At 63.6% G+C, this 23,723-nt stretch carries 36 protein-coding genes and 1 tRNA gene; 27 read left to right on the forward strand and 10 right to left on the reverse strand.

Features of this window, described 5'->3' with window-relative positions; genetic code table 11:
• Nucleotides 1-95: transposase (locus MKK67_RS12205; RefSeq protein ID WP_409568346.1), on the reverse strand; the 95-nt coding region annotated here is incomplete at its 3' end.
• 157 nt (nt 96-252) lie between these two features.
• On the reverse strand, nt 253-768 hold the full coding sequence (locus MKK67_RS12210; RefSeq protein ID WP_243965027.1) for a hypothetical protein: 516 nt from the start codon (nt 766-768) through the stop codon (nt 253-255).
• Nucleotides 769-887: 119 nt separating this feature from the next.
• On the opposite strand from MKK67_RS12210, the gene MKK67_RS12215 reads away from it, so the two are divergent.
• The 7 genes from MKK67_RS12215 (at nt 888) to MKK67_RS12245 (ending at nt 4,992) form a co-directional block, all read left to right on the forward strand.
• Nucleotides 888-1,091, forward strand: coding sequence for a helix-turn-helix domain-containing protein (locus MKK67_RS12215; RefSeq protein ID WP_243965030.1), 204 nt, complete (start codon nt 888-890; stop codon nt 1,089-1,091).
• Nucleotides 1,092-1,094: 3 nt separating this feature from the next.
• On the forward strand, nt 1,095-1,295 hold the full coding sequence (locus tag MKK67_RS12220; RefSeq protein ID WP_243965032.1) for a hypothetical protein: 201 nt from the start codon (nt 1,095-1,097) through the stop codon (nt 1,293-1,295).
• Entirely contained in the window at nt 1,292-1,585 is a 294-nt protein-coding gene (locus MKK67_RS12225) for a hypothetical protein (protein WP_243965035.1), read from the forward strand. The genes MKK67_RS12220 and MKK67_RS12225 overlap by 4 nt, the downstream gene beginning before the upstream one ends.
• On the forward strand, nt 1,582-3,600 hold the full coding sequence (locus tag MKK67_RS12230; RefSeq protein WP_243965036.1) for a DUF3987 domain-containing protein: 2,019 nt from the start codon (nt 1,582-1,584) through the stop codon (nt 3,598-3,600). Before MKK67_RS12225 ends, MKK67_RS12230 begins: the two co-directional genes overlap by 4 nt.
• Nucleotides 3,601-3,633: 33 nt before the next feature.
• Nucleotides 3,634-4,391, forward strand: a protein-coding gene (locus tag MKK67_RS12235) for an IS5 family transposase (RefSeq protein ID WP_243965038.1) whose coding sequence is annotated in 2 segments (ribosomal slippage) — nt 3,634-3,970 and nt 3,970-4,391 — 759 coding nt in all. Because the reading frame shifts where the segments join, the coding sequence is not laid out codon by codon here.
• A 22-nt stretch (nt 4,392-4,413) separates the two neighbouring features.
• The gene (locus MKK67_RS12240) at nt 4,414-4,608 is read left to right on the forward strand and encodes a hypothetical protein (protein ID WP_243965040.1); all 195 of its coding nucleotides are present in this window, start codon (nt 4,414-4,416) and stop codon (nt 4,606-4,608) included.
• 33 nt (nt 4,609-4,641) lie between these two features.
• Nucleotides 4,642-4,992, forward strand: a complete 351-nt coding sequence (locus tag MKK67_RS12245) for a hypothetical protein (protein WP_243965041.1) — start codon at nt 4,642-4,644, stop codon at nt 4,990-4,992.
• Between the two features lie 612 nt (nt 4,993-5,604).
• Here MKK67_RS12245 and MKK67_RS12250 read toward each other — a convergent pair.
• A complete protein-coding gene (locus tag MKK67_RS12250) occupies nt 5,605-5,859 on the reverse strand; it encodes a hypothetical protein (RefSeq protein WP_147899136.1) in 255 nt (84 codons plus the stop codon).
• Nucleotides 5,860-6,356: 497 nt separating this feature from the next.
• Here MKK67_RS12250 and MKK67_RS12255 point away from each other — a divergent pair, with 497 nt between their 5' ends.
• Complete coding sequence (locus tag MKK67_RS12255) at nt 6,357-6,623, forward strand: hypothetical protein (RefSeq protein WP_243965042.1); 267 nt, start codon at nt 6,357-6,359, stop codon at nt 6,621-6,623.
• A 57-nt stretch (nt 6,624-6,680) separates the two neighbouring features.
• Here the strand turns inward: MKK67_RS12255 and MKK67_RS12260 are convergent, their stop codons facing one another.
• Together MKK67_RS12260 and MKK67_RS12265 are read right to left on the reverse strand one after the other, a co-directional pair.
• Entirely contained in the window at nt 6,681-6,869 is a 189-nt protein-coding gene (locus MKK67_RS12260) for a hypothetical protein (RefSeq protein ID WP_243965044.1), read from the reverse strand.
• A 129-nt stretch (nt 6,870-6,998) separates the two neighbouring features.
• Nucleotides 6,999-7,301, reverse strand: a complete 303-nt coding sequence (locus MKK67_RS12265; protein ID WP_243965047.1) for a hypothetical protein — start codon at nt 7,299-7,301, stop codon at nt 6,999-7,001.
• A 204-nt stretch (nt 7,302-7,505) separates the two neighbouring features.
• Here MKK67_RS12265 and MKK67_RS32920 point away from each other — a divergent pair, with 204 nt between their 5' ends.
• The 4 genes from MKK67_RS32920 to MKK67_RS12280 all read left to right on the forward strand — a co-directional run bounded on the left by MKK67_RS32920 (nt 7,506) and on the right by MKK67_RS12280 (nt 9,103).
• Complete coding sequence (locus MKK67_RS32920; RefSeq protein WP_147899139.1) at nt 7,506-7,724, forward strand: ribbon-helix-helix protein, CopG family; 219 nt, start codon at nt 7,506-7,508, stop codon at nt 7,722-7,724.
• A 2-nt stretch (nt 7,725-7,726) separates the two neighbouring features.
• Complete coding sequence (locus MKK67_RS12270) at nt 7,727-8,410, forward strand: hypothetical protein (protein ID WP_243965049.1); 684 nt, start codon at nt 7,727-7,729, stop codon at nt 8,408-8,410.
• The gene (locus MKK67_RS12275) at nt 8,397-8,663 is read left to right on the forward strand and encodes a hypothetical protein (protein ID WP_243965052.1); all 267 of its coding nucleotides are present in this window, start codon (nt 8,397-8,399) and stop codon (nt 8,661-8,663) included. Before MKK67_RS12270 ends, MKK67_RS12275 begins: the two co-directional genes overlap by 14 nt.
• 230 nt (nt 8,664-8,893) lie before the next feature.
• Nucleotides 8,894-9,103 carry a hypothetical protein gene (locus MKK67_RS12280; RefSeq protein WP_243965056.1) on the forward strand — a complete coding sequence of 70 codons (210 nt, stop codon included), beginning with the start codon at nt 8,894-8,896 and terminating at the stop codon, nt 9,101-9,103.
• Between the two features lie 5 nt (nt 9,104-9,108).
• Here the strand turns inward: MKK67_RS12280 and MKK67_RS12285 are convergent, their stop codons facing one another.
• Nucleotides 9,109-9,375 (reverse strand): hypothetical protein, encoded by a 267-nt coding sequence (locus MKK67_RS12285; protein WP_243965057.1) that lies wholly within the window; start codon nt 9,373-9,375, stop codon nt 9,109-9,111.
• A 373-nt stretch (nt 9,376-9,748) separates the two neighbouring features.
• On the opposite strand from MKK67_RS12285, the gene MKK67_RS12290 reads away from it, so the two are divergent.
• Genes MKK67_RS12290 through MKK67_RS12295 form a run of 3 tightly spaced genes read left to right on the forward strand, consistent with a single transcriptional unit; the run spans nt 9,749 to nt 12,844 of the window.
• On the forward strand, nt 9,749-10,174 hold the full coding sequence (locus MKK67_RS12290; RefSeq protein WP_243965059.1) for a hypothetical protein: 426 nt from the start codon (nt 9,749-9,751) through the stop codon (nt 10,172-10,174).
• Complete coding sequence (locus MKK67_RS32620; protein ID WP_279601591.1) at nt 10,171-10,302, forward strand: hypothetical protein; 132 nt, start codon at nt 10,171-10,173, stop codon at nt 10,300-10,302. The genes MKK67_RS12290 and MKK67_RS32620 overlap by 4 nt, the downstream gene beginning before the upstream one ends.
• Nucleotides 10,295-12,844, forward strand: a complete 2,550-nt coding sequence (locus tag MKK67_RS12295; RefSeq protein WP_243965061.1) for a hypothetical protein — start codon at nt 10,295-10,297, stop codon at nt 12,842-12,844. Before MKK67_RS32620 ends, MKK67_RS12295 begins: the two co-directional genes overlap by 8 nt.
• A 15-nt stretch (nt 12,845-12,859) precedes the next feature.
• Here the strand turns inward: MKK67_RS12295 and MKK67_RS12300 are convergent, their stop codons facing one another.
• The gene (locus MKK67_RS12300; RefSeq protein WP_243965063.1) at nt 12,860-13,102 is read right to left on the reverse strand and encodes a DUF6894 family protein; all 243 of its coding nucleotides are present in this window, start codon (nt 13,100-13,102) and stop codon (nt 12,860-12,862) included.
• 764 nt (nt 13,103-13,866) lie between these two features.
• Here MKK67_RS12300 and MKK67_RS12305 point away from each other — a divergent pair.
• Together MKK67_RS12305 and MKK67_RS12310 are read left to right on the forward strand one after the other, a co-directional pair.
• Nucleotides 13,867-14,055: a hypothetical protein gene (locus MKK67_RS12305; RefSeq protein WP_243965068.1), complete on the forward strand. Its 189-nt coding sequence runs from the start codon at nt 13,867-13,869 to the stop codon at nt 14,053-14,055.
• A gap of 202 nt (nt 14,056-14,257) precedes the next feature.
• Complete coding sequence (locus MKK67_RS12310) at nt 14,258-14,743, forward strand: hypothetical protein (protein ID WP_243965073.1); 486 nt, start codon at nt 14,258-14,260, stop codon at nt 14,741-14,743.
• Nucleotides 14,744-14,865: 122 nt separating this feature from the next.
• On the opposite strand, the gene MKK67_RS12315 is transcribed toward MKK67_RS12310, so the two are convergent.
• The 3 genes from MKK67_RS12315 to MKK67_RS12325 all read right to left on the reverse strand — a co-directional run bounded on the left by MKK67_RS12315 (nt 14,866) and on the right by MKK67_RS12325 (nt 16,469).
• Nucleotides 14,866-15,921, reverse strand: coding sequence for an LPO_1073/Vpar_1526 family protein (locus MKK67_RS12315; RefSeq protein ID WP_243965075.1), 1,056 nt, complete (start codon nt 15,919-15,921; stop codon nt 14,866-14,868).
• Complete coding sequence (locus MKK67_RS12320; protein WP_243965077.1) at nt 15,918-16,088, reverse strand: hypothetical protein; 171 nt, start codon at nt 16,086-16,088, stop codon at nt 15,918-15,920. The genes MKK67_RS12315 and MKK67_RS12320 overlap by 4 nt, the downstream gene beginning before the upstream one ends.
• Nucleotides 16,089-16,172: 84 nt before the next feature.
• Entirely contained in the window at nt 16,173-16,469 is a 297-nt protein-coding gene (locus MKK67_RS12325) for a hypothetical protein (RefSeq protein WP_243965081.1), read from the reverse strand.
• Between the two features lie 488 nt (nt 16,470-16,957).
• On the opposite strand from MKK67_RS12325, the gene MKK67_RS12330 reads away from it, so the two are divergent.
• From MKK67_RS12330 to MKK67_RS12375, 10 genes are all read left to right on the forward strand, one after another.
• Nucleotides 16,958-17,446, forward strand: coding sequence for a hypothetical protein (locus MKK67_RS12330; RefSeq protein WP_243965089.1), 489 nt, complete (start codon nt 16,958-16,960; stop codon nt 17,444-17,446).
• Nucleotides 17,443-17,661, forward strand: a complete 219-nt coding sequence (locus MKK67_RS12335; RefSeq protein WP_243965092.1) for a hypothetical protein — start codon at nt 17,443-17,445, stop codon at nt 17,659-17,661. Before MKK67_RS12330 ends, MKK67_RS12335 begins: the two co-directional genes overlap by 4 nt.
• On the forward strand, nt 17,658-18,071 hold the full coding sequence (locus MKK67_RS12340; RefSeq protein ID WP_243965094.1) for a hypothetical protein: 414 nt from the start codon (nt 17,658-17,660) through the stop codon (nt 18,069-18,071). The genes MKK67_RS12335 and MKK67_RS12340 overlap by 4 nt, the downstream gene beginning before the upstream one ends.
• Nucleotides 18,062-18,262, forward strand: a complete 201-nt coding sequence (locus tag MKK67_RS12345; protein WP_243965096.1) for a hypothetical protein — start codon at nt 18,062-18,064, stop codon at nt 18,260-18,262. The genes MKK67_RS12340 and MKK67_RS12345 overlap by 10 nt, the downstream gene beginning before the upstream one ends.
• A gap of 930 nt (nt 18,263-19,192) precedes the next feature.
• A tRNA-Gln gene (locus MKK67_RS12350) sits at nt 19,193-19,266 on the forward strand.
• 464 nt (nt 19,267-19,730) lie between these two features.
• Entirely contained in the window at nt 19,731-20,105 is a 375-nt protein-coding gene (locus MKK67_RS12355; protein ID WP_243965099.1) for a hypothetical protein, read from the forward strand.
• A 35-nt stretch (nt 20,106-20,140) separates the two neighbouring features.
• On the forward strand, nt 20,141-21,322 hold the full coding sequence (locus MKK67_RS12360; protein ID WP_243965100.1) for a S1C family serine protease: 1,182 nt from the start codon (nt 20,141-20,143) through the stop codon (nt 21,320-21,322).
• Between the two features lie 163 nt (nt 21,323-21,485).
• Entirely contained in the window at nt 21,486-21,869 is a 384-nt protein-coding gene (locus MKK67_RS12365) for a hypothetical protein (protein WP_243965102.1), read from the forward strand.
• 39 nt (nt 21,870-21,908) lie between these two features.
• Nucleotides 21,909-23,291 carry a PepSY-associated TM helix domain-containing protein gene (locus MKK67_RS12370; protein ID WP_243965104.1) on the forward strand — a complete coding sequence of 461 codons (1,383 nt, stop codon included), beginning with the start codon at nt 21,909-21,911 and terminating at the stop codon, nt 23,289-23,291.
• Nucleotides 23,292-23,310: 19 nt separating this feature from the next.
• On the forward strand, nt 23,311-23,706 hold the full coding sequence (locus tag MKK67_RS12375; RefSeq protein WP_243965106.1) for a DUF2946 family protein: 396 nt from the start codon (nt 23,311-23,313) through the stop codon (nt 23,704-23,706).
• The last annotated feature ends 17 nt before the right edge of the window (nt 23,707-23,723 follow it).

Genomic DNA, 23,723 nt, shown 5'->3' on the forward strand with positions numbered 1-23,723 from the left:
CCCGAACTTTCCCGCAGAAGCGCCAGATACGGCGCCACCAGAGCCCATTCCTCATCGGACACGTCAGACGGATAGGCAGGGCGATCAGCGCTCATGCCCCCTAACGCACAAACTCCACATCGAGTTCATAACACGCTCTAGTGCAGGCGAAGCTATGCCACTTCCGCTTGCGCTTGCCAGTCTCTGGATCACGCAGATCAAGAATGATTGCCCATTTGCCGGGCGAGCGCTCGCGGATGTGGCCCTTCATGTTTATTCGCCTTCCATAAAACCACGTTTGGGCTTCACGCGAGGTATGACGCCGACATCACGTGCGGCAAATATCTTTGCAGCGTCCTCAGGTGACATACCCTTGAGGTCGAAAGAAGATATTTTGGCTATTGCAGCCCATTCGTCGAGATCGTTCCTGATATAAATCTTAAAATTCTCTACAGTTTGAGCCGCTGTCAGTTTCATAACTTCGACAGCATCGTCATTTTCGTACCAACAACTTCCATACGCTTGTTCAATTTGAGCAACGCTCGCGGCAAGTGAGCGCGCGATCGTGAAGATATCGCTCCCCAACTCCTGCTTGAGGTGATTTTGAACTGCGAGCGACGACTCTAGGCGAGCTTCGATTTCCTCTGAAACTGACCGACCGTGCCTCGCAGAAGAGATTTCTAGCTCAGCTCTCAGTTCATCGCGAAGCCGGACGGCTACGGGGCGTCGCAGCCGCACCGCGTCAGGCTTGGGTGGGCGTCCACGACGTGTGGTCTCGGCCTTGTTCATCACCGCCATACTCCTTGCCTCCATTTTCGTATCGTAGATCGTCGTTACGGTAATTGACAAGCCCGCACGTGTTGTCCATTTTCATAACGGTAATCGGCGTTTCAAAAATGGAGTCGGACATGAGACCGGTAGGTTCGGAGCGGAAGACGATCGGTGTTGAGGAAGCTGCGCGTTGGCTCGGCGTCAGCCGCAACGGCGCCTACGAGGCGGCGAAGCGCGGCGAAATCCCGACCATCAATATCGGCCGCCTGAAGCGTGTGCCGATCGCGCCGTTCGAGCGTCTGCTCGGGCTGTCCGTGTCCACCGGGAAGGAGGACGCCTAAGCCATGAAGCAGAAAACCCGCGCACAGCGCGGGCTGCGGCGGGTCTCTAAGAGTGTCTTCTGCCAGGTCGACACTCAGAGAGATACGACAGCCCAAGCGCTCCGACAAGACTATCTGGCCACCCGGTTCGGTTTAACGCCGTCCGTGGCCAATCTCCTCGCCGAACTGGCGTTCACGACCACCGATCGTTGGGGGCGCGCATGAGCGCCCCCACCCTGAACCCCAACGATTACGCCTACGGCGACCCGGATAAGCTCCGGGCGCACATCGCCGAGTTGATGGCCGGCGTCAGCATGCGGGCCAGCATGGTCGGCGACTATGCGTTCCTGCGCGACGATCCGGGGATGCGGTACGCGATGAAGTGCGCGGCGGCCGAGGTCCGTGCCGCCCTCAACTTGCTCGGCGATCTGACCGAGCAGTTGGAACGCGAGCGCCAGCGACGTCAGCCCACGCATGCCTCCCACCCCCATTCGAATCAGGAGGCGCGCGTATGAAGGCGCAGCACTTCGCCGCCGAGGTGTCCCGCCTCGGCACGGGCGCCGATGATCACCGACACGGTGATCGTGCCAAACCTAACGGCGCTAACGGCACTATCGGCACAGGGGGGTCTAATTCCTGGCCCGATCCCGACATGAGCCTGCTCGGCACCGGGCGGCGGTCGCCACCGGCCTTCCCTCTCCATCTGCTCGGCCCCTGGGCCAGCTGGTGCGAGCGCAAGGCCAAGGGGGCGTCCGCGCCGGTGGACTATGTGGCGGTGGCCCTGCTCGCCAGCGTCGGCGCCACCATCGCCAATGTGCGCTGGCCCCAGGCCGGTACCGCGTGGTCGGAGCCGCCGATCCTGTGGTGCGCGGAGGTCGGGCCGCCATCCTCGTCCAAGTCGCCAAGCATGGATGCGGCCTTCAACCTCGTGCGCTTCGCCGAGGATCGGATGGCCGATGGCTTCGAGGCGGTTCAGCAGGAGCATGCCACCGCCCAGCAGGCCTGCGAGGCCCGCGTCGAGGCGTGGAAGATCGAGGTCCGCACCGCCGTGAAGAACGGCGACCCGCCGCCCGCGATGCCGCTTGACGCGCAGGAACCGCCCGTGCCGGTTCGGCCGCGGATCCGGGTGGCGGATGCCACGGTCGAGGCGCTGGGCGCCCTGGCGGCTGGCCTGCCGCGCGGCCTGCTGCTCGTGCGGGACGAACTGGCCGGTTGGCTCGGCGCCTTTGATAAGTACGGTGGCGGCGGCTCCGACCGGGCGTTTGCGATCGAGATGTATGGCGGGCGTGCCTACGTCGTGGACCGGATGAAGAACCCTGAGCCATTGCGGATCCGGCACCTCAGCATCGGTGTGCTCGGTGGCGTCCAGCCCGACAAGCTTGAGATGATCCTGAACGGGCCCGACGACGGGTTGGCCTCCCGGCTGCTCTGGGCGTGGCCAGAGACGAAGCCAGACTTCAACCTCGCCCGCGGCGCGCAGGACGATGGGCCGATGCAGCGCGCGTTCGCCCGGCTCACCGATCTGCTGCAGCTCCATGACGAGTTCGGTCACCCGGAGCCGGTGTTGGTGCCGCTCGCCCGCGATGCGGAGGATCGGCTGGAGGCGTTCGCCCGGGACATCGTCGACCGCTGTCACGTCGCCAGCGGCCTGCTCGCCGGCACCCTCGGCAAGGCCCGCGGGCACGCCCTGCGCCTATCCGCCGTGCTTGAGTTCCTGTGGTGGTGTGGCGGCTCGGATCAGGCCGAACCGCAGGTCATCTCGCCGAACGCGGTCACCGCGGCGGCCGACCTGTTGAACGCCTACTTCCTGCCGATGGCCGAGCGGGTGTTCGGAGACGCCACGATTCCGATGGTGGAGCGGCGTGGGATGCTATTGGCACAGCACCTCCGGCAGAACCGGTTGCCCGAGTTCAACGCCCGCGAGCTCCGACGCCAGATCGGCGGCATGCTGCGGGACGCGGCCGACATGGAAGCCGCCTGCAAGCAGTTGATCGAGGCCGGACTTATCCGTCAGCGTTTCAGCCGGGCCGGCGAGGGTAAGGGGCGCAAGGCCCTGAACTACGAGGTCAACCCGGAGGTGCAAACCGACCGCCCTTTTGGCGTCAGCCCGGTTCCTGAAAAGATCTCCCCCCCTGTGCCGACAGTGCCAATGGCGCCGATAGCACCGATTTCGACGCAAATGGCGCCAACGGCACAAACGGCACAGGGGGGTAAGATAAATTTGGACGCGGCCTCCGAAGCACGGTTGGTGGCCGGCTACGACGCGTTCGCCGCCAACGACGCGTCCGCCCCAGCGCTGTTCGCGCAGATCATGGATGAGATCGGCGTCGACGAGATCATGCGCTTGGGTGCCATCGCTCGAAAGAAGATCAATCGGGCCTACGTCGAGATGGGACCGGCCGAGCGCGCCCTGTTCCATCAGCGGCACGGTGTCGGAGTTCTGGTCGGCGCGCGTCCGGAGTCGAAGCGGAAGGGCAAGGGCCTAGGGTGTGAACCGCACCAAGCTCTTGCAGGCTCTGTGATTTTGTGATTCAGGGCCGCCGTTTTCAGCACGGAGGCGGCGATGGCGGAGCTGTTCTGGCTCTCGGATGCGCAGTGGGCGGTGATCGAACCGTTCATGCCGAAGGATCAACCTGGACCGGCGCGCAAGGACGACCGGCAGATCATCTCCGGCATCCTGCACGTGCTCACCTCCGGCTGCCGCTGGCGCGACTGTCCGGCCGCGTATGGCCCGCGCACCACTGTCTACAACCGCTTCAACAGATGGTCACGGCGCGGCTTCTGGAAGGCCATGCTGGCGGCGATGGCCAAAGCCGGATGGTCGGGCGAGGCTGCTGCCATCGACAGCACCTACGTGCGGGCGCATCGCTCGGCCCACGGCGGTAAAGGGGGGCGAAGGCGCAAAGCATCGGCCCGTCGCGCGGCGGCCAGACGACCAAGATCCACGCCCTCACCGACGTCCTCGGCCGGCCCGGCGTCCTCCTGCTGACGACGGGCAACGCCGCCGACGTCTCCACCGCCCCAGCCGTGCTGGCCGAGGCACCCGGCCGGATCCGCCGCCTGGCCGCCGACAAGGGCTACGACGCCGACTGGCTGCGCGCCGAGTTGCGCGCGAAGAGCATCACGCCGATCATCCCGGGCAAGAGCGGTCGCAAGAAAAGGATCCGCCACGACAAGTGCCGCTACCGGGAACGCTGGCGCATCGAGGCGACCTTCAACCGCCTCAAAGACTTCCGCCGCATCGCCACACGATACGACAAGCTCGCCCGTAACTACGCTTCAGACTTAGCCCTAGCAGCTGTCATCGCCTTCTGGTGCTGATCGAGTCCAGACCCTAGAACCGGTGCCGTTCACTGACGACACCCGGCGCCGGCTTGCCGATCACTACCGGGGCCTGCAGCACTCATCCGGGGCGATCGAGGAGACCGCGCTGCTCCGGCACAACGTGCTGGCGATCTGGGCGCATGAGGATATCCCAGAGGATTTCCTCGACGAACTGCGGGCTGAGGCTGGGCCGGTGGTTCGATCCAATGCGTGACGAACAATATTCGTCACGAAATGGGAGGTGGTGATGCCGCGTCTTCCCGTCGGCGAGAAGGCGATGACCGCGGCCGAGCGCCAACAGCGGCGCCGGACCCGTATCAAGGCCGCTGTCGCGGACCTGAGTCCCGAACGCCGCTTTCGGCGCGACCTGCTGGCCTTCGTGGAGACGTACCGAGCGCTGCACCCCAAGCTGTCAACCGAGGTTGCGGGGCGCTCACTCAATGCTCTCGCCACTGCCATCGGGCTGGATGAATTCAGCCGATCCGAGCGCGGACTTAACCTGTACCGTGAGAGAGGGTGGGAACCTCGTGACCATATCCGCGACTACCTGCGCGCTGAGGCAAACATGCTGTTTTACGGGCCATCTGACTCGAAATAGAGGGGCATGACCAATGGGAGCCGTGCACTACCCCTCCATCTGCGCGCGGTCTTCGTGGTCATCCCCGGCTTGCTGGTCCATCGCTGGTCTCCCTCGCCGACAGGTCAATCGATCGCGGCTCGATACGGCCACGCCCATCCACAGGAACCCGGTGTGGTTAACGGAAGCTTGCGCCTGAAGCGGGGACGTCAGCGGCATTGCGGGTGACAGCGAAGCCGAGGCGCTCAGCTGGTCGACCGTTCCGCGCAAGCACCTGACAGGGCATAAGCCGACGCATCCCGCTCGATCCGAGTTAGCGGACATGAACGATGAGCCCTTGGAGCGAACCAATGTCGTCGCCGAACAAAGAGTCGCGGATTATCAACGCCCAGAACCACGCAAATAACCAGTGGGAAATAGAAATCAAATTTTATCAGAATGAGTTAGAAAAACTCAAGAATAAGATCAACGACAGACTAAGCGATGCTGAGAATAAACAACTATATAAGAAGATCCATCACACATCAGATTGTCTCGAATACTGCAAGTCAAAAGTCGAATGATTTATCTGCGGCTGCAATTGCGCGCAAGTCTGGGCTATGGCAGCCCCGACTAGCGCTGAGAGCTCGATGTCTATAGGGCCTTTAAACCGATGAGTTTTCGGCCCATGTTATACAGCCGCTTGTCGTCCTCTTGCGCACATCGAGAAATGTTTGACAGTTTATGATTGTCGCGCTGACCCATTTTGTAGGCCTCAATAGCGGATCCTACATATTTGGCATCGTCTTTGTTAAAAGCTTCCTTCAGCTCAGCTCGACCCTTCACATCCTCCCCGGTGTTCAAGCTCCAATCAAGATCGTCTTTGACCAGCTTCCAATTTGCGGACATTCGTTCCTCCCGGGCCCTTTTGTGGGGCTGGTGCGAGGATACGCTGGTTTTCGGTTCCGTCGAGTCGATGACTACCTGGCTCCTACGCGCCTCGCATCGTGCCGCCGTTCTCGGCCTGTGCAACGGCTGCCAGCTGGTCGACCGCAACCGGCTTCATGGCGTGATCGAGGATGCTTACCGTCCAGCCCTGTCGGACCAAGCGGTCACGCTGCTCATAAGCTACCCAGGCCGAGGCGCAGCGTAGGGTCCTCCGCCCTCGGCCTTTCAGTGCCGCATCGATTTTGTAGGTGTGCCGCACGTGCGCCTCCTACTCAATTCTGAGCCAACCCTAGCACCGGACCTTGCACCAGGTATCAAACCTGGTCGTTCGGACGTGCAGATGCACATTCCGCGAGGTCGGTTAACGCATGATTAACCATAGTGACCGATTGTATTAATCAGGGCTCGGCAATTGCATTGGAGCATGTCGAAACCCTCATGCGCCAAGGCATATTCTGATGTCGGACGAATTCATTCCCTTTTGGACATTGCTTGCGATTGCCGAAAACCAGCTTCAGTGGGGCACAGAGCCCGACACGATGGAAGCGACGGCACGCGCCCTCGCCAAGCGCCGGCCCGGCAGCATCGTAGCTGAAAGCCTGACAGAACGGGCCGATTACCTCAGGATGATGCGTTGTCAGTCCTCAACGGCAAAAGCCGAGTTCCTGGGCATCAACATCCCCCACACTGGTTCCATACAAGCAGTGGTCTTCTCTAATCACTAGCCTTGAATTAGCATAACATTGCACTGTAGCTGCGGGTCTTCAGAACCACCGATTACTTCAGACCATCACGTTGACGACCCGCCCTGTGGCAGAGGCGTCCGTGACGGGTGGCGCCGGTGGCGGCTCCGTCTTGTCGACCGCGACGGCGACGGACTGCTTGCCATCCATCGGCGACCCCGTTCGGATCGCTTCGTTCTCTGCGGCGCGAACGACGGCAAAGTAGTTGTTGGACGAGACGCTGATCATGGCGTTCGGCTCCTGTCCTACTCAGCTTGCCGACCCTCGATTAAAAGGGTGTTAAAGCGGCCGGAAGACAGAAATTGACTTCAGCCATGACAGTTAATCGGTTGCAATGAGAATTATGCGACCTGTCTGTCAATTCTGCCGGCTCGGGATCCACCGAGACAAGAAGCGGGGCGATCGGACAACAGTGGCCTCGTCATGCGCCGGCGCCTCATCGTCCGGCAGCAGGGACGCGATCAGATCCAGCAGGCCTGCTCTCTCCTGGCCATGAAACAGCACCAGGAATGACCCGAGATCCAGCTCGACCTCCGGTTCGTCCGCCGGGCGATGCAGCACATAAGGCTGCCCGGTATTCAGATCTCGCATCAGGAGCCAACGGTCACCTGCTGGACCGACATGGAACTCTCTGGCTGCCCGTGGCGCCTGCTCAATCATGGCTCTCTCAACGCAAAACTTGAATGCTTAACTGCGGCATATTGGCATGAAAACTTGGGCAAAAATATAACTTAACGCAACAGTGCACAACTATGGACAACGGGGCGGGAGGACGGTCGATTTAAACATCGAGTCCAACGCCTTGCCGCACTGCAGTGTAAGGCCCATCGTCTGGCTACGCAGTGACTGAGGCGTAGCCACATCATGACGAATTCTCTCCGACGAGACGCATTGCTCCGGTTCAAGGTCGAGACTGATCTCGCCCGCGCCGTCGAAACCACCGCTCGACATCGCGGCCAGACCATGTCCGAGTTCGTGCGCCAGAGCGTCCGCGCGCACCTCGCCCGTCACGGTGTTCGGCTGAGTCCTGACGACGGCCCCCGCACGCCTCCGGCCGCTCCCGCTCTCCGTCAGGCAGCTTGAGGATGGCCGGCATGAACGCGCTTCCGACAGTCAACGTCCTACACGATCGTCACGACCGCGCCCTCGCTCCGGTGGTCGGCCTCAAGCCCAGCAAGGTCGTGTTGTACCCGACGCCGCCCGCGCCGCGGACTGCCGCTCAGATCAGCGCCGAGCGTGACGCCGCCAAGGCTGAGCGCGAGGCCTGGGAAGCCAGCCGCGCTGACGTGCTGTTGAACGGCAGTGCCGACGACGTGGCCGCCCTCGACCACCGCATCGCCCTCACCAAAATCCGGCTCGACCAGTTGGAGGTTCAGCACGCCGCCGCGGTGATCGCCGAGGCGCAGGCCCAGGCCGAGCACGACACCGAGCAGAAGCGCCGCAAGGATCTTCACCGCAAGGCCATGAAGGCCAGCGCCGAGGTCGAGAAGCTGGCCGCCGAGTACGTCACCGAGGCTCAGCGCTTGGTGCCGTTGCTTGAGAAGATCCGCGAGCGGGCCGCGCTGATCGAGGCCGCCAACTACGCCTTGCCCGATGGTGCCGATCCGGTGCCGCCCGGCGAGCCCCGCTGCAGCTGGAACGGCAGATCAGACCAGCCGCACAGCTCGATTGCCAGCCGCGTGAAGCTGCCCGCCCTCGGCACCGACGCCGGCTACATCTGGGGCGAGGTCGCCTCGATCCACGGGAGGATCGTCCATGAACCGCACTGAGATCGAGGACGGCGCTGCCTGGGCGCGTCGTCTCTTCCGCAAGCCCGAGCGGGCTGCATCTGAGCGCAAGCTGAGTTCGGCAGAACGCGTCGCCGCGTATCTGGCTCAGAGCCGCGAGGTCGAGGCCAAGGACACTCAGACCCGCTCGGCGGTCGAGCAGACCCGTCGCGATTTGAACACCCCCGGTGCCGCCTTCACGGTCGGGGCCGAGCGCTATGCGGCCGACGGCTCACGCTGGCAGCGCGTCGCCTGAACGGAATTGCGTGGGCCAGACCCGCAAGGGCCTCCTTCACCCACGCCATTGAGGGCGATGCAGTCAGCCCAACACCGGAAAGCCAGCCTGTCCCTCACACCCATGGCCATGGAGAGGGATGCAAAGGCCGGCACGACTGCAACCCCTGACCAAGCAGGGACGATCCGGGATCGCGGTGGGAGGGGTCACCCCCGCCGCGGTCCCGACACCAGACAGTCCGGAGAGCCATCATGGCCGACACGACCCCGCCGAAGCTGACAGACGCTCAGATCTTCACGATCAACAACGACCTCATGAACGTGATGCAGAGCAAGGACCCGGGTGACGCGCACGGCGTCGGCATGTCCGGCTGGCCCGCCATCGGCGACACGAAGGTGATCGACGGCCACACGATGCGCTGGACTGGCCGGATCTGGTCACGAGCCGATGCGGTAGCCTGACCGTGTCAGTTGCCTCCACCACCTCCACCGCCGTCACCTCCACCACAGCTGCCGCCGTCGCTGGAGGAGCCGCCGTGCGAGCAGGAGTGTCCGCTGGAGGTACCAGAGTCCGGGCTCGAAGGATTGCTGTTCCAGCTCACATCCCCACCGCTGCCGTAGGTGTATCCAACCTGCGGTCGCCTTGGTCTGGTCAGCAGATAAAAGAAGATCGTGATCGGCACGATAGCCACGGAGATGAACACCGCGATCATCGCCGAATGCACCACGTCCATCGGAACCTCCATCGGTTCGTCGGTCTGATCAGCATAGCACACTCGCCCCTGCAGCGCTCCGAGCAGCCAGGCCGGTGGGACCCAAGCGGCACTCCTCAGCGGAGGGTGACCGGTCAACGCAAGTCCTCGGGTCCCTGTCAGGGAGGGGGGAAGCCGAGGGTCGGCGCGAGTTCAATCTGTCCGCAGGTATCAACTTTTACAGCGCGTTTCGCTTCGCAGTCTCAAATTGAATTTGACATCGTAGCTTCGAGGAAACCGGCCGTTGAAAGCGAAATCGCCCGCCACTGATGCTGCCGCCGACGCCGCCCTGATGGTGCCGGTGTCGACGATCGCGCACGCGCTGGATCTGACGCCGCGCCGCGTTCAGTAGCTCGTGGCAGAGGACGTGCTGCCGAAGGAAGAGCGCGGACGCTATCCGCTGATCCCGGTGGTGCGGGCCTACATCGCCCACCTCAAGGCCACGCCTGAAATCCCGGTTGGCAACCTCGACCCAGCCCAGGAGCGGGCCCGGAAGGATCGGGCGCTCGCTATCTCGGCCGAGATCAAGAACGACATTGCGACCGGCCGAGTGGTGCTGATCGACGACGCCATCACGATCATGACCGGCGGTCTGTCGAGGGTGCGCAACAAGATCCTGAGCCTGGCCTCGCGGGTGGCTCCCCGGCTGGTGATGCAGCGGGAGGCCGTGCCGATCCGGGCGCTGCTCTACGACGAACTGGTGGCCATCCTGGAGGAGCTGTCCGTCGAGCACGACGTGCAGCGCTTGGCTGGCGACGGTGCTGGCCGGGAGGCGGCATGACCGACCAATCGAATCCCCAGCCCACCGCCTCGAACGATCCGCCCCGCATCGGCGAGATCCGAACCCTGCTCGGCGTGCAACTGCGCTGGAACGGCAGCACGTGGAAGAAGGTGACCGCGAATGGCTGATGAAGCGCTCCGCATGCAGGCCGAGGTCGTTGACCGGTTCAGCGGCCCTCTGAAGGCCCTCCGGACTCAGTTGCTCGACACCGGCCGTGAAGGTGCCAAGCACGGCGAGGCCTTGGCCAAGGGGCTGAACAAGGCTGAGGCCGCCGCGCAAGCGACCGCCAACACCGCCAAGACCGTGCTGAACCCGGCGCTGGCGACCCTGGGCGTGACGGGCATCGGCGTCGGCGTAGCGGTAGCCGGCATCGCCAACGCGCTGAACAGCCTGAGCGGCAACCTGTCGAGCCTCGGGCAGCTCGGTCGTGAGACCGGCATGGCCGCCGATCAGCTGCGGGTGTTCCAGTCGGTCGCCGGTAAGTTTGGGGTGTCAGGCGACGCGTCCTCGGCTGCCGCCAAGACCTTCTCGCAGAACATGCGCGACATCCGTCGTGGCGTCGGTGAGACGATGGGGTTCCTGCAGTCCCAAAACCAAGTGGTTGCTCAGTTCGCTATCAAGCTCAAAGGCTCGAAGAACAACGACGAAGCCTTGAAGATGGCTGAGGAGTTCATGGAGCAGATCCCGAACGCGGTGGACCGGGGTCGCTTCGCGGAACGCCTCTTCGGCAACATGGATCTGGGCCGGCTCGGCGATAAGCACCTGGGCGCGATCAAGGATCTGAACGCCAAGACCGCGGAGAAGCTTGGACCGCTCGACCCGAAGGCGGTCGAGAGCGCCGAGAGGTACGAGCGAGCGCTGGGCAACCTGCGCTCTTCGATGTCGAAGATCGGCCTCACGATCGCGTCCGAGTTGATGGTGCCGGCCGAGCGGTTCACCACGTGGATGGACGACATCGCCTCCGGCAAGCGCAAGGCACTGATCGACGGCCTGCGTCAGGGCATGCACAACATCGGCGCTGAGCTGGGCGCGATCGACTGGAAGGCCGCCGGCCAGAGTGCCGAACAGATGCTGACCAGCACGACGATGTTGGTGAAGCCGCTGGCCGAGGGCGTGAAGGAAATCGCCGCAGCGATCAAAAGCTTCAACGAGGGGAAGCCGGCCGAAGCCCTGCGCCACCTCGACGGTGGCAGCGGCCCGCTCGCCCGCCGGCTGGCGCCCATGAAGGGCGACGACGAGATCGATGCTGTTGAAAACGTCGACAAGCTGCGCAAGCTCCGGGACGTGTCGAAGGAGGCTGCGGGCCACCTCATCGGCCGGACTCAGCAGCGCATGGGCTTGCTCGATAGCCCCGAGGCGGCACAGCAGAAGCTGGACGCGGCCGAGGCCGAGCTGAAGCGCCTGCAGGGCCGCACGCCCGAGCAGCGGCAGAAGGACTACGAGCAATCGACCGAGCGGCTGCGCAAGTCGGTCGACAATCTGTCGGAGCAGTTGAAGACAAAGCAGGACGCTACGGCTCAGAAATCGAGCCTGGATGCCGATGGCCTGTTCGGTGACGCCCGGGTCCAGACGGCCTCGCTCGGCGGCGCTCGGATCTTCGGTGGGCCGGGTGGTTACGGGGCCTTCTCCGGCGGCAATCGGGACGCCGCTCGCGAGGCGTTCAGGCAGTACTTGATGAAGCGTGTGCCTGGCTACGACGGCGGGGCTATGGTGCCGACCGGCCCGGACGGGCGGATCCCTGGTCTCGGTTATGGCATGCCGCGGCTGCCCGGGGTTGGCGGCGGACGCAGCTCAATGCCGGGGATCCCCGACAACGTGCCGATGACGGCCCAGGAGCGGAACACGCTCGGGCTCATCATGAAATATGAGAGCCACGGCCAGAACACCATGAACTACATGGGTAAGCGTCTCGGGCTCAATCCCATGACTCCCAAGGGCTACACCGCCCAAGGCTACTATCAGATGCTGAACTCCAACTGGCGCCGGATCGCGCCGGGCCTCGGGATCACGGCGCCCAACGCCATGTCCGGCAGCCTGGAAGAGCAGACCCGCGTGGCGCTGCACCTCCTGCGGAACGGTGGTGTCCGCAACTGGTCCAACTACAATCCGGCGCTTCGTGGCGCGCTTGCCCGTGGTGAGCAGGCGCCGGTCGCGAGCGTTCCGAATATCCCGCCGATCGGTGAGCGTCCGCGTGTCGCCTCAAACGATCCGGATTTCTTTCCGAACGGCGCCCCTCGGGTTCTGAAGCCGGACTCTATGAAGGATGCAGCCGGCCTGACCATGAACGATGCCGAGAGGCTTCGTGCGAACCGTTCGCCAATCGGGCGCAAGTCCGAAGTGCTGGCTGATCCGAACGACGAGCGTCGCAGGCCCGAGGGCTCATTCTACAGCGAACAGGACGACGCTCGCGCCTCGCGCGATCTCGGCATCGCGTTCCGTGCCATGTCCAAGCGCCGCCGCGAGATGGAGGTGAACGAGAGCCGCCTTGATGCCTCCGCCGGCCGTGCTGGTGTCCTGGGCGGCACGAATGTCGAGGCGAACGGCAGCGTGAACGTCCTCGTTCAGAAGCCTGGGCCCGACACGAACGTGCGCACATCAGCCTCCGGCAACTTGTTCAAGGACGTGGTGCTCAGCCGGGGGCGGACGATGGCCCCAGCCGAGCGGACGTGATGGCGTGCAGCGCGGTCAGGCCGCCAGAGCGACCTGAGTTACATTCGTCCTGATTGGCAGGTACGCGACCGGCGCTCTGGTCTGGTCCCGTATGACCAATGTCCAAAGATCATCCGGCCGGTTTGCGGCGGTCTCTTCAGCTACTTCGAGGATCACATCCAGAGCATCGGCCAGCGCTTGTTTTAGATTAGCTGCTTCGAAGCCGTTATTATCACGGACGGCCTCCTCGCCATTCTCAAAATCAAAGTAGAAGCGCATGGGAATTGGACCATCTGCTCGAAGAGGCTGACTCGCGCCTGATCTCGGCGCACAATGATCTGTTAACAAATTTGGTTAACAGATCGTTAACCTGTCTATCGTCAGGCGCGTTTTGTGCACTCGGGTGAAAGCCCACGGGGCGAGGGCACAGCCTTGGCTACCGACCGCCTATTCCGTGACATCGTGCAGAACCACGGGCGGCAGATGGCGAAGGCGGAGTGAGGCCTTGTAGTCATCCAAACGGGCGAAGCGAATCAGCATCGGCCGGGCCATGCATAGCGCTTGAAGCCCAATGACAACTTCAGCCCGCCCGGCTCACTGCCGAGGCGGGTTTTCTTGTTGCACTGCAGCACTAGAACTGTTTGTGGCGCCCGTCTCAACAGCTGGCGCCATCAGAGCCTCGGATTCCGCGGTGACACCTTTGTCCGAGGCTGAAAGCCCGCCCGATCCAGCATCGTGGCGGGCTTTCCTCTACTAGTATTTGCGGTATGGTCCCCGCGATTTTTGACTCCCCCGAGTTCGAAATCACAACCTTCGCCCGCCTGGTTCGCCGGCGCGGGCTTTTTCGTGTCGCGATCCAGGTCCGGGAAAGCGGTATCGAACTACCGGCACGCCCCGGTAACCGCCCGGCCCCATCTTGTCTCACGAGCCGCGTTGCGTATCGGCTCACTGAGGTGAGGCAATCGAGACCCATGCCGCCGCATAGCAAGCCTCTAGCTCCCATCGCGCGAGGCGAAAAAGCTGGCCGGCTTGCAACGAGCGAGATGATCAAGACGCTGAGCCCAGAGACAGGCAGCGTTGAGGGCGTCGTGCGTCGGATCGAGCAGGTTGGGATCATTGTCGCCAGGGGGCATCAGGAAGCAGGCATGCGAACTGCTGAAGTTCAGGCATGGCACATCGGTTTCCAAGCGGGGATGAGCCTCGAACTCGGAGATTACATGCGCCGCTTTTGATCGGCCGACTTCCGCCCCGCCCCGTGAGTAGATCGGGGCGGGACCGAGCGGTCGAGGGGCGCCAGAAGCGCCTGACAGCGCTGGCGTTCTTCGACACAATCCACAGCGCTCCACAGCCACGCAGCCGGCCCAGGCCGTACCCCGCTGAACCACGCGACCGGATCTGGCATGTTCCGTCTTCGTTCCAGGATGGAGGGAAGCGGTGGCGGGGCTCCTGCGCGATATTCATCCCGGTCGGGTCTACGTCGATTGCTCCTCCTGCAAGCGGTCCGGCCGGTATACCGTCGCCAGCCTGCGGGAGCGGTTCGGCCCGGACATGTCGACGCTCGACGTGCTGCGCCATCTCACAGCCTCGTGCCGCTACCAGCGTCCGCCCGGGTCACCGCCGGCCCGGAAATACGAGCATCTGTGCCTGGCCGCGATCACGCTGCCGCCGCCCAGCCGACCGGACATCCCGGTCCCGCCGGGCGTGCCTTACACGATCGAGGTCTGGACGGAGACGGGTGGGGGCGTCGAGGCCCAGCTCGCGGTGATCTACCCGATCATGATGGCACGTGCGGCGTTCGCAGTGGCGTGCGAGTTGTGGCCCAAGCACGAGGTCACGCTTCGGGACCGATGCCGGATCGTGGTGAAGCGGGAGCGGCCTGATGCGCTTGCCGACGCGACGCCCGCCGATCCGCCTCCCTGATCGCCAAGCCATCAACGACGAAGGCGAGGGCGGCGAGGGCGGCGAGGGCTGTGCGCATGGCGGTCGGATAGCTGAGGGTCGGGCAACGACAATCTAATAGAGCGTGCAACGCGAAGCCCATTTTAGTTGACCCATTTTTCCAGCGGCGCCTTATCTTCAAAATGTTGGAATAATGCGGAATGGGCTAAGATTTTTCCAAGAGAACTCAAAAACGCGCCCATCAGCATCGTCGAGTCATGTATCTGCTGAAGTTTTTCGAGATGCGGTGCGTCTTGCGAAAATAGTGATATTAAAACACTACGTTCTGGAAGCTTATGTGCGTGAAGGTCCCTAAGTTTTTGTTTTTCAGTATTTGTACATCTGAGAGAATAAACGAGGTGATGTACATTTTGTTGCGTCGGACCATTTAAGAAAGTTTCTCCGCCTGAAGATCTTCTATGGTCGATCAAAATTATAGCAATTTCCGGAGGTAAGCCATCGGGGAAAATACTTTTCAGTTCTACATCTTGAATGCTAGCAGCGAAGGCACAGGCATAATTTTGATAGACGATATTCCAAAAATCTGATGCAAAGGTATTTGGGAACGTTATACAACCGATTGATGAAAGATATTCGATTGACTGACCGACGTTCAAGAGATTATTTGTGAATATGGCAGTGATCTTTTTGAATGCCATTATGATCTTCGATTTGTCGTCGAAATCGAAATGAATGCAACTCATCGTAAATAAAGCCGAAAGTGTGGCGTATTCGTCACGAGATAAGTTTGCAGATATATTAATGGCTTGATTGAGTAGATTAGCGACTCTGGAAGAAGTGGCGCGACTTGAGCGCTCTGAAATGAGTCTTACCAGATTTTCCAGCAATTCTGGTGTGCCCACTCTACCATAGCTTTCGTGGGCGCCCCGCAAAGCAAATTGAAAATCTGGATCTTGAAACGCCTCGGGATTGGCATGAGTGCCTGGTCTAGTAAATTCTTTAAGTAACTCAGATCGAATTTCTTCGCAGCGCTCGAGAAACTTTACTTCAGCTCTTAAGACATATTGTTGTAGTCTGGCTGCAACAGCCATCATTATGTCCGCCATCTGGTCAGCAGATACGCCCTGATTGACGGTCAGATTGTGCCCGGCCTGATATGCCTCACCGCCGATGCCGACCGATTGCTTTTGATCGGTCATGGCTTCTTGTCCAACTTGATGTCATGACCAGCTTGGTAGCCGGTGCCACCAAAACCAACTCTCTGGTTCTGTCTGTTTGATCGGACTTTTTTGGCAACAAAAAATCCAGCAACACCGATTATGACAGTTATTGCTATACCGGTTACGGCCAGAGCGTCTGCTGACATTTTCCCTCCATCTTATGCTGTCCGCAGCTTAACCTGTCCTCTAGCCGTTCTCTTCGATGAAGATGACGCCAGCGGCTTCGCTGATCAGTCCTGCCCCGGATTGGGATCCGGCCGGCGGACGGTGACCTTTCCCTCGTGCTCGCTGCCCGGAACCGTCTCCCACCCGTGCTGAGCCGCCGCTTCAGCTTGCTCAGGCGTCACGGCCATCTCACCGTGCACGAGGCGATCTCCAAAGGCGTCGAGCCACAAGTCTCCGGACGGGTCGGCGACCTCGCCCGGCTCGGTGATGGGCATCGGGATGTGTGGCGATCCGCCAAGGTCGAAGGTCGACGGCGGCTCGAAGATCGTGAAATCCGGCCCCGGGATAACGTCCTTGCTCATGGTTGGTCTCCGATGCTTCCTGGCCGCTCAGTTCGCCCCCTCAGGATCCTCACGGTGCCCCACGTAGCCCCGGCCGGTGAGCCAGTCGGAGAGCACGTGCCGAACCGCCTCCGGGCGAGACGGCCTTGGCTCTGGTTGATCTGAGATCCAAGCGTCCAGCGGAGCGAGTTGCTCGGGCGGCAACCGCACATTCACCGGAGTGGCGTCGATCCGAGGCCGACCGCGCGAAGATTTTCTAGCGCTAGCTATTGCGGCCTCCCATTTCTAGCGCTAATAATACCGGACCGACCGAGCGCTTGCAACACTCGGTCGGTCCTGACCATCAACGCCTGGGATCTTCGCCAATGGCTACTCACGCCCATAGCACACGCACGCCCTTATTGCCCCAGTCCGGCAACCCGCGGCCCTTATTAGGCCAGGGGCCCGGCCGGCAGCTGGGCCCCGTCTCCCGGGCCATTCGAGCCTGCCGGGAGACCGATCCCGCCGACTTGGCCATCGCCAACATCCAGATTGGTCTGGCGAGCTTCTTCGCCGATGCCGACCGCCAGCGCGTCCGCGAGCTGCGCCGCCGGATCGCCGACCGGATCGAGGCGGACCTGGCCTTATTAGATGCGCTCAGCCCCGATCCCGACGCCGAGCCCAGCCTTGGGGCCTCCGAGCCTTTCACGGTCGGTCCGGCCCTCGATTGGGTATACGGCAGCGGTGACGACCGTGAGGAAGATGCTGGCGACGATCGCGAGCACGAGAACGAACACGGTGGCGACATCCAAGATGAGCCGCACGATGAGGAGCCGGACCGAGAGCCGAGCCTGTGCGGCCTCACCGTCAACGCCTCCATCCTGGCTGGGGACGAGTGGTCCGGCAGCGATCTTGAGAACGATGACGAGCGCGAGCCGGAGACGGTGGAGGGCTGGTCGCAGCCAACGTTCATGGATGGCGATGCCTACGCGCAGGACAGCTTCGGGAGGCGCGCATGAGCGTCCGCGATCAGCTGTTCTCGATTATCAGCGACATGGAAGACGATGTTGCCGATGTGGCTCGTTGGGGTGAGGTTGTTCGGCTCCTTGGCACCGTGTCCTGCAACATCGATCCGGGCGTCCTATGGGTGATTGGGAAGCCCCTTACCGAACTTGGCGAACGGATCGACGCCAAGTGGAAGCGGGCTCACCAAGCAGCGGGAGGGCAGCCATGAGTGTCGCGACCCGCCGCGCCGCTCTCGGCGCCATCCTCGCCGCCCCACTCACAGGTGGGGCCGTCATGGCCCTCCCTTTAGGATCGCCCCCAAATCTGGGGCCGTCCGATCTTGTTCAAGCTTGCGACTGGGCGGTCGGGCAGTCCGTCTACATCGACACCGTCTCGCATCAGGAGCACTGGGACGACGATCGCCTCGACGAGGAGATGGACCGCTACACTGAGGTGTTCCGTCGGGCGATCAACGAGCCCTCGGCCTCGCCGGCGGGCATCAGCGCCAAGGCGCGGTTGCTGCTCCGAGACCTCAAGGTCAACACGACCGGCTGGCACCCAGATGATGAGTCGACGCTGTCGGATGATGATCGTCTGGTCCGCGTCGTCCTGCGGGAGGTGATCAAGCTATGCGCCTGATCAGCCCGTTCATCCTCGCGGTGGCGTGGTGGCACACGAGGCGGGTCCGCCGTGCCACCCACGACATGCGCAGGGCGAACTACTACGCCACCCGGAGCCTGCGGACCCTGATCGCAGTCGCTCGAGGCCCGATGCCTCGAACAGTCAGCGGCGTGCCGGCGATCCCGCCGATGCCGGTGCTGTTCCGGTAGGGGGTGGTGGATCGCCACCCCCTATGACTAATTCGGGGGAACCCGATTAAAGCGCTGGCTCAAGCACTTGCGCCGAAAGTCTCCCAAGTGTGGACACTTTCGGGGAACTCGATCCCCGGATTGGGGGAGCGGCTCCAAATCTGGATCGGCCAATTACGAAACGGTTTCGCATAACGGACACGATGTCCGTTTTGGCCACCTCTAATCCGGGGAGGCCAAACACGACACCGTGTCGCTTTTTGAAAACGGAAACCGTTTCCGTTTTGCCGAGCCGGAACTCGAAGCATCCACGCCCGCCTTGGCCCTGAGGGGAGCAAAGGCTTGGGCGAGCGTGGAGGTCGGGGTGTGGCCGACCGGCAGCCGAAGCAAGGAGCGTGCGACTCTTCACGAACGCCGCTCGCGCAACCCGTGCGGCAGTCCTGCATCTCTAACTAAACCCTGTCACCGATCGTTTCGCGGCGTTGGGAACACCCGCGGGGATCGCTGCGGACAAAATTTCGGTGTGTCACGCAAAACTGAATTCGTTTCCGCTTTGGCACAGGTAGCTCAAAACTCGTCCGCGATGCCCGTTGGATGCACGCGTCCGATTGCTACCGCTTTTGCTACCCAACTCGTTGGTATCAGCTGGGATGAAGAACGATGAGAGAACGCGCGGAAGCCGATTTTCGATTACCTGTCAGGCCGTTAGGCAACGCGACAGGACACAGCGGGATGGCCAGGAGCGAATTTTAAGACCGCTGCCTTAAACCACTCGGCCACCCTTCCCGGCCGCGCCTGCGGCCCTCCGGTTATGGCTGCCCTGGTCACCGCGTCAACCGCGGAACGCCCGGTTGACCTGTCACGCCATTCCGCATATCTCACCGCCACGCCCGGGGCCGCCATGTCGGCGCGGGTGCTGTCCGGTTGTGGCTTTCAGGCCGCCCGGCGCGGTGGGGGATAGTTTAACGGTAGAACGGTGGACTCTGACTCCTCTAGTCCTGGTTCGAATCCAGGTCCCCCAGCCACCTAAGTTTTCGGCCTTTCAGCCGTATCGATAGCCAGCCTGAACCCGACCGCAGTTCCTGCATGTGAAATGCGGGGCCGCCTTGTTCGGTGCAACGGATGATGTCTCGGTCCGAAGGATCGAGTGTGGATCTTCCCGAGCAGGCAGGCACGGCACTGTTTATCCGATCCGTCGGGCCCGTATTCTTCCGACCAAACGCTGCCTTCTTCCTGCGCGAGTCCGTCGCCCGGTGCGTTTCAAGGATCGGCTGCCGTCCCTCGAACAGATCGGGGCGATACAATATTAACGACGCCTCCAACTAATTCCATCGATCCATCCGCATTGTCTACGCAGCTCATCACGCATCAGTTAGTTCAGCAGCAACCTTAAATACGCAGGCGTGGACTTGCCCACTTCACAGCGCTCCACATCAAGATAAGCTTTGCGCGGATCGTGATTCGATTCTGGTCTGTTGAGGGCAAGCTTATGATGCGGCGTTTCCTGGTTGCCGCCTGCGCGGCGGGCTCCGTTGCTATGGTCGGCCTGGCGCCGATGCCCGCGCAGGCGCAGAGCGCCGGCGCCCTCTTCGGCGGGCTGGCCGGGGGCGTGCTGGGCGGCGTCATCGCCGGCTCGATCGCCGCGCAGGCGGCTCGGGAGCGGCCGGTGGTGGTCTACCACGTTCCCAGGCGCACGGTCCGGGTCATCCACGAGGTGCGTCATGCGCCGCGCCGGAAGGTGGCGCGCCAGCGTCCGATGCCGCCGGCCGCCGGCCCGTCCGGAGCGCAGGTGGTGAACGCGTCGGCCGATCCGTTCGCCTCGCCGCAGGGCAGCGCCACCACCTCCGTGAACCAGACCCGCTGAGCCGTCCCGCCCCCGCCGCACGCCGGACCGACCGCATGTCCCGATCGAAGGTTGCCTGGGCTTTCCTGTTGACTGTCGGCCTTGCGGTGCCGCCGGCCGCGGCGTCGCCGGCTCCACCGAACCTCACGGTCGACAAGACCTTCGGAAAGGTGGCCGGCTGGTCGATCGGCTACAGCGAGAGCCTGGGCGGCTGCCTCGCGGCGGCGAGCTACGGGGATGGCACGACCCTGTGGTTCGGCTTCGGCGGCGCGCGCGGCTCATCCTACCTCGCGCTCACGAACGCCAAATGGCGCTCGTTGGAAGTCGGCGGCCAGTACGACATCCAGATGATCGCCGGTCATGAGAAGTGGCGCGGCACCTTCACGGGCTTCGAGCGCGGGGACGCCCACGGTCTGTTCCAGTCGGGCCTCAAGGAGCGGTTCGTCGCCGATCTGTCCAATGCCGGCAGCATCAGCGTGATCTTCCAGGGGCGGCAGATCGCGGTCTTGTCCCTCGTCGGGTCCACGGAGGCGTTCGACGCCGTGATGGGCTGCCAGAAGGACGTGATCAGTGCCGCCGCCAAGGAGGCGCCGGGGCTGACGAAACCGCGCAAGCTCGAGGCCGGCATGGTCAGCACCGGGACGGGCTTCTACGTCTCGGAGCGCGGGCACCTGCTCACCAACAACCACGTCGTCGAATCCTGCTCGGACTTTTCCGTCCGGCAGCCCGGCCGTCCCTTACTGACGGCGCGGCTCGTGGCGCGGGACGCGACCAACGACTTGGCGGTGCTGGCTACCGATACCCCGCAGAAGGCCGTGCCGCCCCTGTCGGTCCGGGCGCGGCTCGGCGAGAACGTCTATGTCTACGGCTACCCGCAGAGCGATGTCCTCGCTTCCACCGGCAACTTCACCATCGGCAACGTCACGGCCACCGCGGGATCGGGCGACGACACACGCAAGATTCAGATCTCGGCGCCGGTCCACCAGGGCAATAGCGGCGGCCCCGCGCTCGACCAGTACGGGAACGTCATCGGGGTGGTCCAATCCAAGCAGGTGGCCTTCGCCTCGGGTGACGTGCCGCAGAACGTGAACTTCGCGATCAAGTCGACGATCGCCTTGAATTTTCTGGAGGCGAACGGCGTCGAGGCTCCGATCACCGTGCGCACCACCGACCCGATGGACGGTGCCGGGATCGCCGAGAAGGCCCGGGATTTCACGGTTCAGGTCGTCTGCCACTGAACGCGGGCGTCTCAGTCGGAACGCACGCTGGGCGGGCCGGCATGTGAGGCGCGCGAGCGACAAGCCCTCCTATCTGAGGGCTTGAGGTCCACAGCCGAAAAATCCTTGAGGCCTCATGGCGAGCAACCGAGCGTCGACGCCCCGTTGACGTGCGGCGGCGGCGATGCCTAACAATCTGGCCATGCGCCGGTGCCTGCCCCAGATGGTCCAAGGCCGCGCGATCATCGGGATGGTCGCGCTCTACGCGCTGCTGCTCCAGGCCTTCCTTGGCTTCGCCACGCCGGCCCATGCCTTTGGGACATCCGGCGCGGTGCTATGCGCCGAGCACGATTCCGGCACGCCCGATAACGGGGCGGCTCCGCTCCATGCCCATCCGTGCTGCACGCTGGTGCAGGCGGTCGGCGTGGCGCTGCCCCCGTCTGAGCCGGTCGCCGTCGCGTGGCCATTCGCGCCGGCTCTGCGCCTGGCCTGGCGGCCGGAAGCCGAGCGACCGAAGACCGGTCCGCCACCTTCAGCCACCTCTGCCCGAGGTCCGCCCGCCGCCTGACGATCCCGTCTTCCGATCGTTCAGGCCCGGACCGTTCCCATGTCGATTCTCCTGCACGGCAGCGCCCCCGCCTTCGGGGCCGTCGCCGCTTGGCGTGCCTCCCGCGAGGCCGTCTATCGTGCCGTGTGGCGCTGGCACTTCTATGCCGGGCTGCTGTGCCTGCCGTTCCTGATCAGCCTGTCGTCGACCGGGGCGCTCTACGTGTTCAAGGACGAGATCAACGGCAGCCTGTTCGCCTACCGGACCCGCGTGGTCATCCAGGCGACGGCGCCCCTCGGGCCGGACCGGCTAATCTTCAACGCCCTGCAAGTGGAGCCAGACGCGGTACCGGTTTCCTACACGGACCCCGCCGCGCCCGACGCCTCGGCCGTGGTCACCCTGTCGAAGGACGGCCGCAAGCGCCTCGTCTACCTCGATCCCTATACCGGCTCCGTGCTCGACCGCGTCGACCGCGACGGCGAGTTCATGATGGTCGTGCGCGGGCTGCACAGCCTCAGCTATTTCGGGCCCTTCGCCAACGCGTTGGTCGAGGTGGTGGCGGGCTTCGCCATCGTTCTTGTGATCACGGGCCTGTACCTCTGGTGGCCGCGCGGCCAGACCGGCGGCGTCGTCAGCCTGCGCGGGACCCCGAACCGCCGGGTCTGGTGGCGGGACCTGCACGCCGTGACCGGGCTCGTGGCCGGGGGCGGCCTGCTGTTCCTGGCGATCACCGGGCTGCCCTGGTCGATCTGGTGGGGGCAGCAGCTGCGCACCTGGTCGAACGCCGCCGGCCTCGGCCAGCCCGCGATCCTGTGGGCCAACCGTCCGGTCTCGACGGTGCCGATGCGGGCGCGGCTGCCGGATGCCGGCTGGACCCTGCAGGATGCGCCGGTGCCGCGCTCGCGGCCGGCCGCCAGGGCTGTGGAGCCCATCGGGATCGATCAGGCCGCTGCGATCCTGACGCGGCTCGGGATGCCGCCAGGCTACGAACTCGCGCTGCCGGTTGGCGCCGACGGGGTTTATGCCGCGGCGGCCTACCCACACGATGTCGCCCAGCAGCGGCTGATCTCCCTCGATCAATATACCGGCGCGCCCTTGGTCGACGTGCACTTTGCCGAGCTCGGCCCGGTCGGGCGGGCGGTCCAATACGGGATCGGGATCCACAAGGGCGAGCATTGGGGCCGGGCCAACCAGTTCGCCATGCTGGCCTTCTGCCTGGCCACGATCCTGCTCGCCGTCACGGCCGCCACGATGTGGTGGAAGCGCCGCCCGGCCGGCGGCCTCGGCGTGCCGCCCTGGCCGCGGGACCGGCGCGTGGTCGCGACCGTGACCCTGGTGATCGCCGCGCTCGGGGTGCTGTTTCCCCTGACCGGCCTGGCGATCCTGGGGATGATCGGGCTCGATCTGGCCGTGCAGATGGTCCGCAGGCGCGAGGCGGCCTGATCTGACGATAGCGGGCTCGATGCCCGTGTCGACCGACCGCATGACTCTGCACAGGCGGTCCGGCTTCCTCGGGACCGGGCTGATCCTGCTCGCCCTGTGGGTGCAGGCCCTCGCGCCGGTGGCCGCCCTGCGGATGGCGCTGGCCCTGCCCGAGCTGCAAGGTGCGATCCTGTGCGGACACCCGCCGGATGGAGACGCGATCGGCGCGTCTGTGGACCAGCCGATGGCGCCGCCAACCTGCGACGTGTGCCGGCTGTGCCGCGCCGGGATGGTCCCCCCGCCCAATCCTGAAGCTCCCGGCCTCGCCCGCCTGCTGCGCTGGGTCACGCCGGTCTGGCCGATCCCGCCCCCGTCCCGTCCGAAGCCGGCGCCGCGCGTCGCAGGCCAACCGCGCGCGCCACCCGTCCTTGCCTGATCACGGCTTCCATTCGG

The sequence above is a fragment of the Methylobacterium sp. J-072 genome, from assembly GCF_022829425.1.
Classification (GTDB): domain Bacteria; phylum Pseudomonadota; class Alphaproteobacteria; order Rhizobiales; family Beijerinckiaceae; genus Methylobacterium.

Bases quoted from the DNA above. Each gene is read 5' to 3' on its own strand.
- MKK67_RS12365 (WP_243965102.1), top strand. From the start codon at position 21,486: ATGCCTAACAATCTGGCCATGCGCCGGTGCCTGCCCCAGATGGTCCAA.
- MKK67_RS12220 (WP_243965032.1), top strand. From the start codon at position 1,095: ATGAAGCAGAAAACCCGCGCACAGCGCGGGCTGCGGCGGGTCTCTAAG.
- MKK67_RS12300 (WP_243965063.1), bottom strand. From the start codon at position 13,102: ATGCGCTTCTACTTTGATTTTGAGAATGGCGAGGAGGCCGTCCGTGAT.
- MKK67_RS12345 (WP_243965096.1), top strand. From the start codon at position 18,062: ATGCGCCTGATCAGCCCGTTCATCCTCGCGGTGGCGTGGTGGCACACG.
- MKK67_RS12210 (WP_243965027.1), bottom strand. From the start codon at position 768: ATGAACAAGGCCGAGACCACACGTCGTGGACGCCCACCCAAGCCTGAC.
- MKK67_RS12265 (WP_243965047.1), bottom strand. From the start codon at position 7,301: ATGATTGAGCAGGCGCCACGGGCAGCCAGAGAGTTCCATGTCGGTCCA.
- MKK67_RS12260 (WP_243965044.1), bottom strand. From the start codon at position 6,869: ATGATCAGCGTCTCGTCCAACAACTACTTTGCCGTCGTTCGCGCCGCA.
- MKK67_RS12315 (WP_243965075.1), bottom strand. From the start codon at position 15,921: ATGACCGATCAAAAGCAATCGGTCGGCATCGGCGGTGAGGCATATCAG.
- MKK67_RS12280 (WP_243965056.1), top strand. From the start codon at position 8,894: ATGGCCGACACGACCCCGCCGAAGCTGACAGACGCTCAGATCTTCACG.
- MKK67_RS12320 (WP_243965077.1), bottom strand. From the start codon at position 16,088: ATGTCAGCAGACGCTCTGGCCGTAACCGGTATAGCAATAACTGTCATA.
- MKK67_RS12225 (WP_243965035.1), top strand. From the start codon at position 1,292: ATGAGCGCCCCCACCCTGAACCCCAACGATTACGCCTACGGCGACCCG.
- MKK67_RS12340 (WP_243965094.1), top strand. From the start codon at position 17,658: ATGAGTGTCGCGACCCGCCGCGCCGCTCTCGGCGCCATCCTCGCCGCC.
- MKK67_RS12335 (WP_243965092.1), top strand. From the start codon at position 17,443: ATGAGCGTCCGCGATCAGCTGTTCTCGATTATCAGCGACATGGAAGAC.
- MKK67_RS12245 (WP_243965041.1), top strand. From the start codon at position 4,642: ATGCCGCGTCTTCCCGTCGGCGAGAAGGCGATGACCGCGGCCGAGCGC.
- MKK67_RS32620 (WP_279601591.1), top strand. From the start codon at position 10,171: ATGACCGACCAATCGAATCCCCAGCCCACCGCCTCGAACGATCCGCCC.
- MKK67_RS32920 (WP_147899139.1), top strand. From the start codon at position 7,506: ATGACGAATTCTCTCCGACGAGACGCATTGCTCCGGTTCAAGGTCGAG.
- MKK67_RS12375 (WP_243965106.1), top strand. From the start codon at position 23,311: ATGCCCGTGTCGACCGACCGCATGACTCTGCACAGGCGGTCCGGCTTC.
- MKK67_RS12230 (WP_243965036.1), top strand. From the start codon at position 1,582: ATGAAGGCGCAGCACTTCGCCGCCGAGGTGTCCCGCCTCGGCACGGGC.
- MKK67_RS12305 (WP_243965068.1), top strand. From the start codon at position 13,867: ATGATCAAGACGCTGAGCCCAGAGACAGGCAGCGTTGAGGGCGTCGTG.
- MKK67_RS12255 (WP_243965042.1), top strand. From the start codon at position 6,357: ATGTCGGACGAATTCATTCCCTTTTGGACATTGCTTGCGATTGCCGAA.
- MKK67_RS12360 (WP_243965100.1), top strand. From the start codon at position 20,141: ATGTCCCGATCGAAGGTTGCCTGGGCTTTCCTGTTGACTGTCGGCCTT.
- MKK67_RS12270 (WP_243965049.1), top strand. From the start codon at position 7,727: ATGGCCGGCATGAACGCGCTTCCGACAGTCAACGTCCTACACGATCGT.
- MKK67_RS12325 (WP_243965081.1), bottom strand. From the start codon at position 16,469: ATGAGCAAGGACGTTATCCCGGGGCCGGATTTCACGATCTTCGAGCCG.
- MKK67_RS12275 (WP_243965052.1), top strand. From the start codon at position 8,397: ATGAACCGCACTGAGATCGAGGACGGCGCTGCCTGGGCGCGTCGTCTC.
- MKK67_RS12370 (WP_243965104.1), top strand. From the start codon at position 21,909: ATGTCGATTCTCCTGCACGGCAGCGCCCCCGCCTTCGGGGCCGTCGCC.
- MKK67_RS12285 (WP_243965057.1), bottom strand. From the start codon at position 9,375: ATGGACGTGGTGCATTCGGCGATGATCGCGGTGTTCATCTCCGTGGCT.
- MKK67_RS12355 (WP_243965099.1), top strand. From the start codon at position 19,731: ATGATGCGGCGTTTCCTGGTTGCCGCCTGCGCGGCGGGCTCCGTTGCT.
- MKK67_RS12295 (WP_243965061.1), top strand. From the start codon at position 10,295: ATGGCTGATGAAGCGCTCCGCATGCAGGCCGAGGTCGTTGACCGGTTC.
- MKK67_RS12215 (WP_243965030.1), top strand. From the start codon at position 888: ATGAGACCGGTAGGTTCGGAGCGGAAGACGATCGGTGTTGAGGAAGCT.
- MKK67_RS12250 (WP_147899136.1), bottom strand. From the start codon at position 5,859: ATGTCCGCAAATTGGAAGCTGGTCAAAGACGATCTTGATTGGAGCTTG.